A 13,419-nucleotide genomic window follows, 5' to 3' on the forward strand; every position below is an offset into this window, starting at 1 on the left:
TGCGATCCATGCTGCGGGGTGCCTGAGGCTTCGTGTGCATGTCCCAGTTGCGGCTGTGCTGATAGCTGCTGCGATTGTGTAAGCTGCGGTGTGGCCGATCCCGGCTGTTGCTGTCCGGAGCCTGCTTGCTGCTGTCCCGAACCAAGTTGCGCTTGCGATGCCTCCTGCGGCGTACCTTGCGGATGTGGCACGCCAGTGTGTGGGTCTTGCTATCCCAATCAAAGACTCTGCGATTGTCCGCTCCTGATGCGCCTACGGAATTTCTTTTGTGGTTGTTCCCCATGCTGTGGGTGTGATAACCAGGCCTATTACGGAGATTGGCAATCCAATCCCTCGAGCACCTGTGAAACCTGCAACCAATACGGCAGCTACAATGGACCCCAGGGTGGTCCTACATTAGCGAGACGGCCTCCCGTGAAACGAGGACGCAATGTGGCTGACGAGATTCGCTTTGCTGATTCGCAGGAAACGACCTATCGCTAAGCCTCGAGCGGTCTAGCGCAAGCGAAAAAGATCTCGAGCGTTCTTGGTTGTTTTCTCAGCCAATTCGGTGAGACTCACTCCTCGGACCTTTGCCAAGCATTCTGCAGTGTGAATCACATGAGCCGGTTCGTTGGGTTTCTTGCTGCGTACGGGTTCTGGCGATAGATAGGGTGCATCGGTTTCGATGAGTAATCGCTCTGCTGGAATCGTTGCTGCACACTCACGTAGCGACTGGGACTTCTTATACGTTACCATCCCTGCAAAACTGATGTGCATACCCAGCTCGACACACTCCGCAGCCATGGCGGCATCACCGGTGAAAGAGTGCATGATTCCGCGCAGAGGGCCTCGCGTTTGAGCCTCGCGGAGCATCATCATGATGTCTGCATCGCAGTCGCGCATGTGAACAACAAACGGCAGATCCAATTGCTGCGACAGTCGGATGTGGCGATCAAAATAGTCTTGCTGCAATTCGAAAGGGGCATAGTCCCAATAGCGGTCGAGTCCCGTCTCGCCAATGGCGACGACACCCGGTCCACTGGTGAGTCGAACGATCGCATCCCAGTCATCGGGAGCCGCTTCGGCGACGTAATTGGGCTGAATGCCGACTGCCGCTAAGACGTTGGCGTGTTCCTTTGCGAGTGAGACACATTTTTCACTAGCGAGAGCAGTCGTACCGACTGCGACCAGCTGGGTGACTCCCGCATCTTGAGCCCGCTTCAGAATCTCAGGACGGATCTCGTCAAACTCCTCCTGGTCCAGATGCGTATGCGTGTCGAAAAAATTCATTCTTCGAATCGCAACTCAAGAATCTCAAATCGATTGGTTCCCGCGGGGACTTCGATATCCACTTTGTCACCCACCTTCTTGCCAAGAAGACCCATAGCAAGAGGACTGTTGATAAGAATCTTGCCGACATCGTAATCTTCGTCGCCCGATCCCACGAGTGTGAATTCCTCGGTATCCCCGAAATCAAGATCTTTTACTTTGACGGTGACACCAAAGACTACTTGATCTTTGGGGAGGGTTTTGGGGTCGATGATTTCTGCTCGGGAGAGCTTGTCTTTAAGCATGTTGATTTTGGCCTGCAAGAGACCCTGGCTCTCGCGGGCGCCATGATACTCGGCGTTTTCGCTTAGATCCCCTTCGGCACGGGCCGTCGCAATACGCTTCTCGATAGCGGGCATTTGTTCGTTTTCGAGATCGTTGAGTTCGGCCTTTAATTTGTCGTACCCGCCACGGGTCATGGGGTTGCGTTCGATCATAGAGACACTCGCTTGCGCATCGGTTTAGCATCAATTAAACAAAATGGGCCCCCCTTCCGGGAGACCCACCATTCACATCTATTTTTGCGCGGCCACGGCCTTGTGTAAAGACCGAACCCTACATTTTGAATTTTACTCGTTCAGATACAGCAGACATCCACAATTCTTGCAGAAAATCGGGTTGGAAAGCAAGAGATCGTTCTGCATGTTAAGTGTAATTTTCTGCCCACAGCCTTGGCATACCAAATCTTCAACCGGTGCCATTCCATCAGCCCCTTTGCCGCGAATCACGCGCTTGTAATCCTCTTTGAGCGTGACGGGGAGTTCTTTCTCGACTTCGGCCAATTCCGCTTCGAGTCGGACGATATCTCCCTTGATCAGTTCACCCTCGGCAGTGACCGAGTCGCGAAAGGTGGCTAGATCGCTCTTGACCGCGGCCAGAGATTTTTCAACTTCTTTTACTTCCAACGAAAGTTGATCGACTCGCTCCATCAATTCCAGGATTTCGTCCGCCAACACGCTGTTGGCCATCTCGGCAGCCGCAATTTGTTCGACTAGAGTTTGATATTCGCGATTGTTGCTGCAAGTATTGAGCTTGGCCTTCCAGTCGAGGATCTTGTTTTCGCTAGTCTTTAGATCCAGCTGTTTCTGATCGGTTGCTTTCTTGGTTTGCAGTACCTTGTCCTGGGCAGCACTAAGCGCAGTCTCTTGGTGCGTGACATTCGATTGGCGAGCCTGAACCTGTCGGGGCCCCCGGGCGAGCCGCTCATTCAAATCGCCAAGTTGAGTATGAATTCGATGCAACTCGCGCAACACCGTTGCGGATACCGACATAGGGGCCTCCGTGAGTATAAAAAAGCAGCGATGATTGACGCACCACAGCCTAAAATCGATTTGCCAAAAAACTGGGGACAATCCCCACTCTCTATTGTAACGAGAAACTCCCCGATCAACAGCGGGGCGGTGCATTAACAGAAAATGGCCGCTGAAATAGGCAATGTATTGGCGCGTCCGTGAGCGTTAGCGACCGTAGCATGGAGTTCGGCGGGTAAGGTACGCGCTCGGCTGCGCTGGCGCTCCGCGACGCGGCTAACAATAAGGGCAGCACGGCCAACGAGGGCTCAGTTCAGAGGAAAAAGCCAGCTCTTGTCTTTGTTGTCATCGATGAGTTGGATGGTTGCCTGCTCTTGTTTTTCAAGGGCTTTGGCGGCAGAGGCTTTTACTCGGCGGTCGGCGATGCCGTGGGCAAACCAAGGGGCGTTGGTCTTGATTTTCTGCATGAGTGTCAGATCGACTCGGGTGTGATCCTCTTCTCGTTTGAGAATCGTTGTTAATTCATACCCCTTCAGGCGTTCGGAACCCTTTTCTAGCTTCGACACGGAGTCAATCTCGTTGGGCGTGATCTCGACATCCTGGTGGAGCGTGACAACCTGGCGGCCGATGTAGTCGTCTAAGGTTCGTACTTTGAGGATACCATTAAGTTGGAGCTTCCAATTGGGATCGGCGGACAAGACGGTTTTGAGCAGGGCTTCACCGATATGTTCGGATCCCGTATCTACGGTGCCTTCGTCCCATTTCTGTTCGACGAATTCACTCGTGCCACCCATGGTCATTATTTCTTTGGTCGCGTTGGTGCGGACCATGATCTTGCGGACCTTGGTAAAGTCTTCGTCGATCACGAAGCTACGTTCGACGGTCTGCTCGGTGGTGTACTCGGCCGTGAGTACCCAACTTGCGGCAAAGGCGGCAATCAAGAGAACGATTCCTATTACCCAGCCCCAAAGGGACTTCGAGGAGTGGGAGGTTTCTGTTTCTTCCATTCTGATCTATTTCTCGACACAAGGAGTTCTAATGAAACGAAACTGCTGAAAGACGGGCTATTCATTTGGCACGTACTTGAGTGCATTAATGATGTCTTCCGGTTTGACTCGCTGCTTGTAGTCAGGCTCTACATAGGCGAACGTAATAACCCCTTCCTGATTGATCACATAGGCCACGGGGACTGGCAACCGCATGCTCGAATCTCCATTATACTTTGCTAGGTCGAACATTTGTTGATATCTGGTGGCGGTATCGGGATCCAGCTTGAATACAACGCCGTACTTTTCCCCCAACTCGTTGCCCTGATCGCTCAAGAGCAGAAAGTCGAAACCGTTGTTTTCTGCCGTCTGCTTTGTCATCTCGGGCTTCTCGGGGGCAATTGCCACGATTTTGGCTCCAGCTTTCTCGATCTCAGGCATAGCTTCTTGGATGCCGCTAAGATGTCGCATGCAGATGGGGCACCAACCTCCCCGGTACCAAATGACCACGAGTGGATTTTTCTTCCAAAGATCACTCAGAAGAATCTTGTTTCCGTCGGCATCGACCAATTCCCCATCGATTGCATGATCTCCAACCTTAAGAGCAGATCTAGCCGCCTCCTTTGCGGTCTTTTCCTGGAGCTCTTTAGAATGGGCGTTCGCCTGCAAAGCGATAACACCCATCACTAGTGCGAGACACTGGATTCCTTGTAATCTAGACATGAGTGTGTTGCTCCGTGAGAACTGAACAAGCGTAATATACGCGAAGAAACCGCTAGGGTACTGACCAGCATAGCGGGTTCTAAGCCATTATGCCATGGTCGTACGCAAACGAGACAAGTCAATCTGAAAGCATCGGGTGGTGAAACGAGCGAAAATCGCTCACAATACTCACCTCACCGGTCAGATTGTCCACGCCTATCCCTGCCAGAACCTTCCAAGCTTGCCGTGCCAACTTTTGTTCAAGCCGTGCTGACGATTCTCATATTTTCTAGTGCCCCAGCATGCGTGCGTCTGGTGCATCTTAATGCCTATACACTGGGAATAGTTCGGCTAGGATTGGCTAGCCTGGGGATGACGGTTCTGTTAGTCGCCCAGGGTGAACTTACCCTTAACAAGATTCGAAGCTGGGACAGACACACTTGGCGGGCGATGGTATCGGTCGGCTTCATGTTCGGCCTACATTGGCTACTGTTTTTCCTGAGCATCAAGCTCGCGAGTGCTGCCATCGGAGCAATAGGATTTTCTACTTATGGATTCCATCTCTTACTCTTGGGGTGGATACTGGGATTCGGGAGTGTCAGAATGCTTGACCTTGTAGGGCTGGTGCTCGCCTGTGTGGGTACTTATCTATTGATCCCCGAGTTCAGCCTGGAGAACGATCAAACACTAGGACTGGCAATAGGAATACTAAGCGGCCTCGCTTCAGCAGTATTGCCTTTGCTGCATCAGCACAACGTCAAGGTAAACACAAATCTGCGGGCCTGGGGGCAATTCACGTTTGCACTTCCGGTTTTTCTCTTGTGTTGGCCGCTCACCGAGTGGACGATCATCCCTAGTGAGATACCGCTGATTCTTTACCTTAGTTTGGGGATCGCTCTCGTAGGGCACGGGATGTGGGTGCATGTCACCTCGGTGTTGTCGACCACGATCATCAGCGTACTCTCGTACCTTTATCTACCTAGTTCACTCTTGCTGGGATATCTGCTGATTGGTGATAGCGAAAAACTCACCGGACGTACGTTGGTCGGCACAGTACTCGTTCTGGCTGCGAATGCTCTTGTGATGTGGAGCCAGTCCCGAATTCGTGCGATGGAGGCTGAAGTCGTGGAGACGGTGTGATTCGAGTGGGCGAAGATAGGTTTTCGTTCCGCTTTGAGGGGAATCACTGTTAAATGCAGTACGAGAGTCACGGTACTTGAACATGGGTTTCGTATAGCGAAAGAACACTTTAGAATTCCTGAACCAATACTCTAATCTCATTTCCGCCATGACTGCAAATTCCTACGATGCAATTTTGATAGTTTCCTTCGGTGGACCTGAAGGTCCCGACGAAGTGATGCCGTTTCTAGAAAACGTGTTGCGGGGGAAACCGGTCCCGCGCGAGCGAATGTTGGAGGTGGCCGAACACTATCAGCATTTCGGCGGGGTAAGCCCCATCAACGAACAGAATCGCAGGTTGATTGCTGCATTAAAAGATGAGCTGCACAGGCACGGTCACGAACTGCCCATCTACTGGGGCAACCGCAATTGGCATCCGCTCCTGGTTGATACACTCCAGCAGATGGCCGACGACGGGATCCAGCAGGCCTTGGCTTTTTTCACCAGTGCCTATAGTTCCTACTCAGGGTGTCGGCAGTACCGGGAAGATATTGCCAAGGCGCAAGAGGAGGTTGGACCAAAGGCTCCAGATATTCACAAGCTGCGGGTCTTTTTCAATCACCCCGGTTTTGTCGAGCCGATGATCGAGTCAGTGCAAAGCTGTCTGAAGCAACTACCCGCAGATCGACGCGCTGCAACGGCCCTACTTTTTACGGCCCACAGTATCCCCATTGGCATGGCGGACAATTGCCGATATGTGGAGCAGCTTCGGGAAACATGCCGCTTGGTAGCTGATGGGGCAGGGCACGACAATTGGGAACTAGTCTATCAGAGTCGTAGCGGCTCGCCAAATCAGCCCTGGCTGGAGCCAGATGTGTGCGATCGCATTCAGGAACTTCACTCTGAACAAGCGATCAATGATGTTGTCGTACTTCCGATAGGCTTTATCTCAGATCACTTGGAAGTGCTGTTCGATATCGACACCGAGGCAAGGGAGTTGTGTGAGAAGCTGGGAATCACTATGCATCGCGCTACCACAGTAGGAACGCATCCGAAGTTCATCGAGATGATTCGCTTGCTTGTCGAAGAGCGATTGAGTGACTCGCCCGAGCGGCAGAGCCTCGGTAACCTAGGGCCAAGCCATGACGTATGTCCGGCGGATTGCTGTCTGTATTCACCGACGAGGCCGCCAACGCCTTCAAGAGGATCCAATGACTGAATCCAATCGTCAACTTGGCACCAGCGACCTGTTCGTTTCCCCGGTTTCGCTCGGCACCTGGCCGATGGCGGGGACGACCAGTCCTGGCGTGAACGATGCCGATAGTATTGCCACGATTCGTAGCTGCGCTGAGGTGGGCGTTAATTTCATAGACACCGCCTATTGCTACGGGCCGAACGGCGAGAGTGAGAATCTCATTCGACAGGCGATTTCGACGGAGCGTGATTCGTATGTAATCGCCAGCAAGTGTGGTATTCACTACAACGCGGAAGGCAAGCAGGAGCAAGATGCCCGACCAGAATCCATTTTACGGGAGTGCGATGAAAGCCTTCGACGGATGGGGACCGATCACATCGATCTCTATTACCTCCACTCGCCGGACCCCGAGGTGCCCTTGGCCGAGTCCGCGGGGGCGATTCAAGAGCTGATCTCCGCTGGAAAAGTGCTTACCGCGGGGCTTTCGAACGCTCATCTACCACAGCTTGAAGAGTTTCACGCCGTTTGCCCAGTCGTCGCTGTGCAACTGCCGTACAACATGCTGCAGCGCGGCATTGAAGAGCAAACGATTCCCTGGTGTCAGGAGCGGCGAATCGCAGTCGTCGTCTATTGGGCATTGATGAAAGGTCTCCTGGCCGGTCATATCACGCGCGACAAGCAATTGGCCCCCTCTGACAAACGGCTTAAGTATCCGATGTACCAGGGGGAAGAATTTGAAAAGAACCTGCAGTTCGTCGAGCGACTTCGCGCCGTGGCAGAGGATGCCAACAAAACGGTGGCTCAGGTCGTCATCAATTGGACGATCCACCAATCGGGGATCACGGCCGCCCTCTGCGGTGCCAAGCGACCGTGGCAATTCGCAGAGGTTGCCGGAGCGATGGGCTGGCAGTTGAGCAAGCTTCAAATGGAAAGGATCCAAGCCGCCCTTGCTGAGCGAGGTGAGGCTGTGGTTGATCGGGTGTTCCAATAGCTCCAGATCGTTCCGGTCATGCCGATTGTGCGTCCAACGGATGCTTCGATGGTTTCTGAGCCGCCACCTAGAACTACAACATTTCCCTTTGTGAATTCCTCCGTGACGTAGGTTTTTGGGTGCCGCGAGCAACTAGTGCTCGTTGTGGTAACAACCCACTGATAGCGGAGAATTTGCGCGATGAGCCAGCCCTCTCGTCTCTTGGAGAATTGGACCCCCGATCAAGCGGCCCGGATGGAGAATGCCATCTTTGTTGCCCAGCATCGATTGCACGATTTGGAGATGTTTCGTGATGAGCATCTGCTAGAAATTATCGATGCACATCCCCGCAAAGATTTGGGGATCAATACCATGGGGACCGATCCTGAACTCCACGGCGAATGGCAAGAAGGGCGTGCAGAAAATCTCAATGCCGAACAACTATTGGAAGCGGTAAGCCGCGGGCGCGTCTGGCTCAACTTGCGGCGCGTAATGGATCACCACCCCGAGTATGAGGCGCTGGTGAATCGGTTGTACGGTGAACTCGAAGACACTTGCCCAGGCCTCGCTACGTACAATCGTTCGGCCAATTTGCTGATTTCATCTCCCCAGGCAATTGTGTACTACCATCTGGATTGTCCGGTGAACATGCTCTGGCACATCCGCGGCACAAAGCGCGTCTGGGCCTACCCACTTGAGTCGGGCATCGTTTCTGACGAAACGATTGAAGGAGTCTTGTGCGGTGAGAAATCCGAAGAACTCGAATTCCAGGCAGCATGGGATGAGATGGCGGTCGAAGTGGATCTCAAGCCGGGTGAGATGATTACTTGGCCACAGCACACACCGCATCGAGTGGTGAACACTGGCGGCGTGAACGTCTCGCTCTCGACAGAGCACATGACCAAAAGGGCAGCGCGCCGGAATAACGTATTCCTGGCGAATCGACACTTCCGACAATTGTTCGGCGGAAAGTTCCACAGAACAGAGCTAACCGGCTGGCGACCAGCCGCCAAAGAATTTGCCCTGCGCGTGATGCGGCGGGTTCCAAAGCTTGCCCCGGCAACGCCTCAGGGCTACAAATACCCGATCACCTTCGAAGTAAATCTGGAAGCACCGGATTGCGTACAGTCGCTTGCAAACAACGACCAACGCATTACAGCGCTGGGTTAAAAGATGTACACAAGAAAGCTACTATTCCAAGTGTTGGTTAGCGACATTCGATAGATTGGCACTTCCAACATGTCTCAGTGGCTGAGCCAGAAGTGGTCCAACACGCTGGGCAAAGGCCTTTGGTTCGAGGTAACCTTCGATGAATTCCAGCACCTCTCCCTCGGGAGAAATCAGAAGCGAAGAAGGATATCCACGGATTCCAAGCTTCTTGATCAGAGCGGCATAGTCGTCTGAATGCGCCATCACCGACTCGGTTCTTCCCCGTAGTAGGTGCTGAACCTGAGGATTACCAAACGTTTCTTTGGCCATCTTGCGACAATATGTGCAGTTGTCTGAGGTAAACATCACCAAGAGGGGTCGTCGCCGGAGGATGGCCTCTTTCCAAGCACCTTCCACTGTTGCATGGTCGAAGATTCCGTCTTGAGCCACGGTTTTGTGAGCTGAAGTTTGGGCAACCGCTACGTTGGGAAGCAGGACTGCTAGCGTTGCCAGCAACGTAATGGGTAAATAGGGAGTCTTCATTTGGGAGTCTCTTCTCGGCGGCGTTTGAGCCTGCGTTGCTTTTGCCAGTTATCTGAGCAAGTCTTTAGGATGCCTAGTTCTTTCATCGGCATCCCGCGGAGAAGCCTTCGTGAAGCTGTTCAGAGTTACGAAGATAGTGGCAATTTCTTATTCGCTAGTACACTCAAGCGGCCAAGAATCATGAAGTGCTAGCGAGTTTGCGTGGCGTTGTTTGCCGAGGCAATTCCCAATTGCAGGCGTCGTTTGAATGTGTCGTGATCGACGTAGCCCTCGATCATGTCGAGAACTTTGTTGTTCGATCCGACTAGCACGGTCGAAGGATACCACTTGATATGCAGTTTTTCTACTAACAAGGCATGCGTATAGCGACCGGCCTGGATTGTCTCGAAGGAGTCGGTAACCAGAGCATTCACATCCGCACTAGCAAAAGTAGAGTCGACCATTTTCGTGCAGTGAGGACACTCGGGCATCGATACATAGACCAGAATGGGCTTGTTCGACTCTTGAGATGCAGTCCAAGCTGCCGGGTAACTATCGAACTTGAAAAGCGTCTTGGACTCTGCTGCAGTTACCGGCGGGGAAGTCTCGACCGTTTCGTTGGGACTATCTCCCAGACAGGTGGCAGTGGGGGAGAGAATGACAGCCAAAGCTGCCCAACGAAGTGTCTCTGCGATTAATCGCCCCATGCCGAGTTCCTCCGAGTAAATGCGGAACCATTCAAGTCTAAGTGCTAACGAGGTTTATCGACGTTCGCTAGCATCGGCATCGGAGTGTTTTTTTTGCGAGGGAGACTCCCCGCGATGGCTGAATCTTAGCGGTCCGGCAGGACGCGCATTTTCGGTACAAACGGACCGGGACGACTAGGTAGACATTTAGATCGAGCAAAGAGAGTGCGTTCCGAATCTCAAATAGCTACGCCTTGATCGCGGGCCTTCTGCACACCTACAAAGCCGTCGCGGGCTTTGAGGCAGGTACGGCGGAACGGTTCAGGGTGGGGAACGCCCGAGAGCCGAAAGGTCTCAATCTGGCCATTGCGGAAGATGAGATCACCGGCTGGGTACCATTCTTGCCCAGGCAAAACCTCAGTTTCAATCGAATCGAATCGGTCCAAGGAAACGCTCTGTTGCTCGCCTCCACCGAAGGCCTGTTCTACGACTACCCGACGATTGGTCAGACGATAACGACGGCAGGCGTCGTTGTGGACTCCCCAGAATACGAAAGGAAGCTTGGGAATCAGCATGTGGAAGTAGACTGGCAGGATAAACGGTATCGATACCAGCGCCATCAGGCGGCCAAAGGTAATTGGAACTCCAAACAGAGTCAGACCAACCGAATTGCCAAATCGTCGTCCCCACCAACGACCGTAAGCCGTGGCGGCAATCGACGGCCAAACCGTCATGATGGTCACTTCTTTTTCTGTCGCTGGGGAGACCCCGGCAATGGCACCCGACATGGTCAATCCTGCTCTAACCGCTTACTTAGAAATTAAATACCTAGATCGGCAAACTACCAGAATCTGTGGGGACTGCCAAGTAGCGAGCTCGCGAGACGGGTCGTCCCCGACCCCGGCCTACTCAGCCTCAAATAAAGAGTTGCTCGATAGCCGCCACAATCGGGGTCGGGGACGACCCGGCTCGCTGCAGCAAAAAACGGCCTGCGACTTCCCAGCCGCAGGCCGTTTCTATCAGTAAAGTTGCGCAATAACTCGACTCAGCTCACCGAGGCTGTGGCAAATTGGTCGGCATAGGTCTGCCGTTCTGCCATCACCGTTGCGTAGAGCTGGGCAGGCAAGTCGGACGAGACGGTCTGACGCCTTCCTCTACGCGCCGGCTTCTTTGCAAGTCTTCCACCGATCGTTCCCCGGCAGGTGTCGGACCCGCAACAGCACGGGAACGCGCGGAACAGAATATCCTCCGTTTCATCGTAGTCCATGGTGAGAAGTTCACCGGCTGCGATGTCCCGGGTTGCAATGTAGAGGCGCGTTTCGGTGTCGAGCCACGAATTCGGCTCGCAACTGTGCAGCACCTTTCCTGCAAAGTAAGGATCATCCAGGTGGAGGCCTGGCCCCATCTGCAACGAATGCAGAGTCATCTCCGTCTTAAGCGTGCCATTCATCCTAAATAGGACGCTGCCTTGAGAAAATTCCCGCAGCACGAGCACCCCTTGTCCACGCTTATCATCGACGTCGAGGACACAAAAGTCTTCCCAACATGGTTCGTTAGGAATTACTGGTAGGTGGTCGGGATAGAACCTTTTCATTTACGGTATACCATCTCACTTGTGATACTTGACGGGGAAAAAAACGTCTCCAGCACGCTATAAACCGTCGCTTCTTCGTACGGTTTGCAACTGAACACATCGAGATACATGTCACGGTGATTGTCGTTCGTATGGAACGAAATCTGGCTGGTCTCAATTAATTGAACTCCCGAGCAACCAGTTTCGTGCCCTTGGCCGAAGCGGGCCACAATGGGAGGTCCGTAGCGGACCATATCGATTTCGTCGGCGCAGTTTTGTAAGAATTCATAGAGTTTTTCGATCGACAGGATCGCTTCATTGCAGCCTAAAGCAGTGACCATCATATGCTGGCCATAGTGCTTTTCGCCGTTGTGTACGATCCGCCGATACTCTGGAGGTGCTTCAGTCAACACAGATTGGTTCTCCGTTCATCAGAGATAGGTGAAATGCGCAACTTGCGACAACGTGTCGCATGGGATTAGTTGCTAGTTGCCCTGGCAAGGAAGTTATAAATGCCTGGAGTACAGCCTTGAGCGAGACAGTGGACAGCCTTAAGCGGGAAAGCACGCAGCTTTAGGTCGAAAATGCTTCGAGGTTTTGCTGAACCTAGTGGTCTGCTGAAAGTGTGAGCGGGCAGGGTAAAAAACGAATCAGAGATTTTTATGCAAAGCACCCCTACCGCGTCTAGTGTGATTCGCCATTTTGGAGGAAGAATAGGAGAAATAATTCTGGCGGGAAAATCGAAACGTCGAGAACGTAAGATACTGGTCCTCAGGGCCGCGCTGCAGGTCCCACATGACCCTCAGAGGACATGTGTGTTCAGGGAGCCGAAATCAGGTCTCGGAAAGCTCTGCCCCTCAGCGTGTCAATCGCGCGCCCTGCGCGAGTCAGTGTGACCACCGATTACTTGCTCCGGAAGAGAAATTTTTTCCCCGCCAGATGCAAATTCTGCTGGCAAGGCGGGACTCTTAAGACGACATTTCAATCAGCCTCTGGTGAGAAATGCGCCGCTACTGTGACAAGCAGCGGCGCTTCGCACTCAATCATCTGACGAGGCTGACCAATTTCGCTAACTCCGACCTCTGAGGCATACACCGGCAAGCATCATTCCGCCCAGAAGTGCTAGCGAAGTTGGCTCGGGAATAATCCCCTGGCTGAGAGCGACATATTCGACAGCCGCCTCATGCACAGACTCGTCGACGCCCGCAGCCTGCACCCAGAAAACGGGCTCCGAGTCAGTTAGCCCCGCTACTTTGAAAGTAGTGGCGAACGCATAAACCCCAGAAGCTGGGTTGAGAATGCCCGCACCTCCAGCATCGACCAGATCGAAGATTAGGTCGTGATGCAGAAAACCAGCCGGGTCAACGCCCGTGCCATCGGCCGTGATGTCGAAGTCGAACCCCGCAGCAGCAGTTGTTCCATCAATCTGTACGGAAAAGCTCTCGGTCGCGTCGGAGATTTTCAGTTCGTAGGGTGAGGGGAGCGAAGTGAAATCGACGCTGCCAACACCATTCCAATAAAACAGGCTCTTCGACACGCTGTCCATGGTGAACAATTGCAAGTCGAAACCCACTAAGGCTCCGCCGGGAAGCGGAGTTTCGCCCTCTAACACCAACTCGTCGGGGTCCGATTCCACACCAGGCTCATTAGCCCGATAGGCTTGGTTGGGTGACTCACCGAATTCGCCTTCGGCGATGCGGGGTTCAGCGCCGACCTGACCGCCGTCGCTAAACAACTCCAAATCGCTGTGTTGGGCGATCGCTGCATTGGCCCCCAGCAGCATGACGCAAGCAAGCGCCACTCCGAGTCGTGCAAAACAGTTACCAAAACATCTCATCGTTAGCTCCTCCAAAGAAAAATGAATAACTACCACAGAGCACACAGGAAGCACAGGGAGTGGTAGTCAAGGTTGAAATAAAACCCTGCCCCAACTGTGCGCTCTGTGGTAAATACTCT

General features: G+C 53.2%; 15 protein-coding genes. 4 read left to right on the forward strand and 11 right to left on the reverse strand.

Annotation, left to right across the window (positions count from 1 at the left end; translation table 11 throughout):
• Positions 1–495 precede the first annotated feature (495 nt).
• From Pr1d_RS11900 to Pr1d_RS11920, 5 genes are all read right to left on the reverse strand, one after another.
• Positions 496–1,272, reverse strand: a complete 777-nt coding sequence (locus Pr1d_RS11900) for a TatD family hydrolase (protein ID WP_148073733.1) — start codon at positions 1,270–1,272, stop codon at positions 496–498.
• Complete coding sequence (gene greA, locus Pr1d_RS11905; RefSeq protein WP_148073734.1) at positions 1,269–1,748, reverse strand: transcription elongation factor GreA; 480 nt, start codon at positions 1,746–1,748, stop codon at positions 1,269–1,271. Before greA ends, Pr1d_RS11900 begins: the two co-directional genes overlap by 4 nt.
• A gap of 132 nt (positions 1,749–1,880) precedes the next feature.
• The gene (locus tag Pr1d_RS11910; protein ID WP_148073735.1) at positions 1,881–2,582 is read right to left on the reverse strand and encodes a zinc ribbon domain-containing protein; all 702 of its coding nucleotides are present in this window, start codon (positions 2,580–2,582) and stop codon (positions 1,881–1,883) included.
• A gap of 287 nt (positions 2,583–2,869) precedes the next feature.
• Positions 2,870–3,568: a hypothetical protein gene (locus Pr1d_RS11915; protein WP_148073736.1), complete on the reverse strand. Its 699-nt coding sequence runs from the start codon at positions 3,566–3,568 to the stop codon at positions 2,870–2,872.
• A 57-nt stretch (positions 3,569–3,625) separates the two neighbouring features.
• Positions 3,626–4,270, reverse strand: coding sequence for a peroxiredoxin-like family protein (locus Pr1d_RS11920; RefSeq protein WP_148073737.1), 645 nt, complete (start codon positions 4,268–4,270; stop codon positions 3,626–3,628).
• A 225-nt stretch (positions 4,271–4,495) separates the two neighbouring features.
• On the opposite strand from Pr1d_RS11920, the gene Pr1d_RS11925 reads away from it, so the two are divergent.
• The 4 genes from Pr1d_RS11925 to Pr1d_RS11940 all read left to right on the forward strand — a co-directional run bounded on the left by Pr1d_RS11925 (position 4,496) and on the right by Pr1d_RS11940 (position 8,703).
• Positions 4,496–5,389, forward strand: a complete 894-nt coding sequence (locus Pr1d_RS11925; protein WP_148073738.1) for a DMT family transporter — start codon at positions 4,496–4,498, stop codon at positions 5,387–5,389.
• 148 nt (positions 5,390–5,537) lie between these two features.
• Positions 5,538–6,587 (forward strand): ferrochelatase, encoded by a 1,050-nt coding sequence (locus Pr1d_RS11930; RefSeq protein WP_148073739.1) that lies wholly within the window; start codon positions 5,538–5,540, stop codon positions 6,585–6,587.
• Positions 6,580–7,554, forward strand: coding sequence for an aldo/keto reductase (locus Pr1d_RS11935; protein WP_148073740.1), 975 nt, complete (start codon positions 6,580–6,582; stop codon positions 7,552–7,554). Before Pr1d_RS11930 ends, Pr1d_RS11935 begins: the two co-directional genes overlap by 8 nt.
• Before the next feature lie 180 nt (positions 7,555–7,734).
• Complete coding sequence (locus Pr1d_RS11940; protein WP_148073741.1) at positions 7,735–8,703, forward strand: hypothetical protein; 969 nt, start codon at positions 7,735–7,737, stop codon at positions 8,701–8,703.
• 21 nt (positions 8,704–8,724) lie between these two features.
• Here Pr1d_RS11940 and Pr1d_RS11945 read toward each other — a convergent pair whose 3' ends face one another.
• From Pr1d_RS11945 to Pr1d_RS11970, 6 genes are all read right to left on the reverse strand, one after another.
• Positions 8,725–9,225 carry a thioredoxin family protein gene (locus tag Pr1d_RS11945; protein ID WP_148073742.1) on the reverse strand — a complete coding sequence of 167 codons (501 nt, stop codon included), beginning with the start codon at positions 9,223–9,225 and terminating at the stop codon, positions 8,725–8,727.
• A 188-nt stretch (positions 9,226–9,413) separates the two neighbouring features.
• A complete protein-coding gene (locus tag Pr1d_RS11950) occupies positions 9,414–9,911 on the reverse strand; it encodes a thioredoxin family protein (RefSeq protein ID WP_148073743.1) in 498 nt (165 codons plus the stop codon).
• 218 nt (positions 9,912–10,129) lie between these two features.
• Positions 10,130–10,678, reverse strand: a complete 549-nt coding sequence (locus Pr1d_RS11955; protein ID WP_148073744.1) for a PH domain-containing protein — start codon at positions 10,676–10,678, stop codon at positions 10,130–10,132.
• A 257-nt stretch (positions 10,679–10,935) separates the two neighbouring features.
• On the reverse strand, positions 10,936–11,484 hold the full coding sequence (locus Pr1d_RS11960) for an SET domain-containing protein (protein ID WP_148073745.1): 549 nt from the start codon (positions 11,482–11,484) through the stop codon (positions 10,936–10,938).
• Positions 11,481–11,876, reverse strand: coding sequence for an S-adenosylmethionine decarboxylase (locus tag Pr1d_RS11965; protein WP_148073746.1), 396 nt, complete (start codon positions 11,874–11,876; stop codon positions 11,481–11,483). The genes Pr1d_RS11960 and Pr1d_RS11965 overlap by 4 nt, the downstream gene beginning before the upstream one ends.
• Positions 11,877–12,532: 656 nt before the next feature.
• A complete protein-coding gene (locus tag Pr1d_RS11970) occupies positions 12,533–13,300 on the reverse strand; it encodes a hypothetical protein (RefSeq protein WP_148073747.1) in 768 nt (255 codons plus the stop codon).
• Positions 13,301–13,419 lie beyond the last annotated feature (119 nt).

This window comes from Bythopirellula goksoeyrii (genome assembly GCF_008065115.1).
Classification (GTDB): Bacteria; Planctomycetota; Planctomycetia; order Pirellulales; family Lacipirellulaceae; genus Bythopirellula; species Bythopirellula goksoeyrii.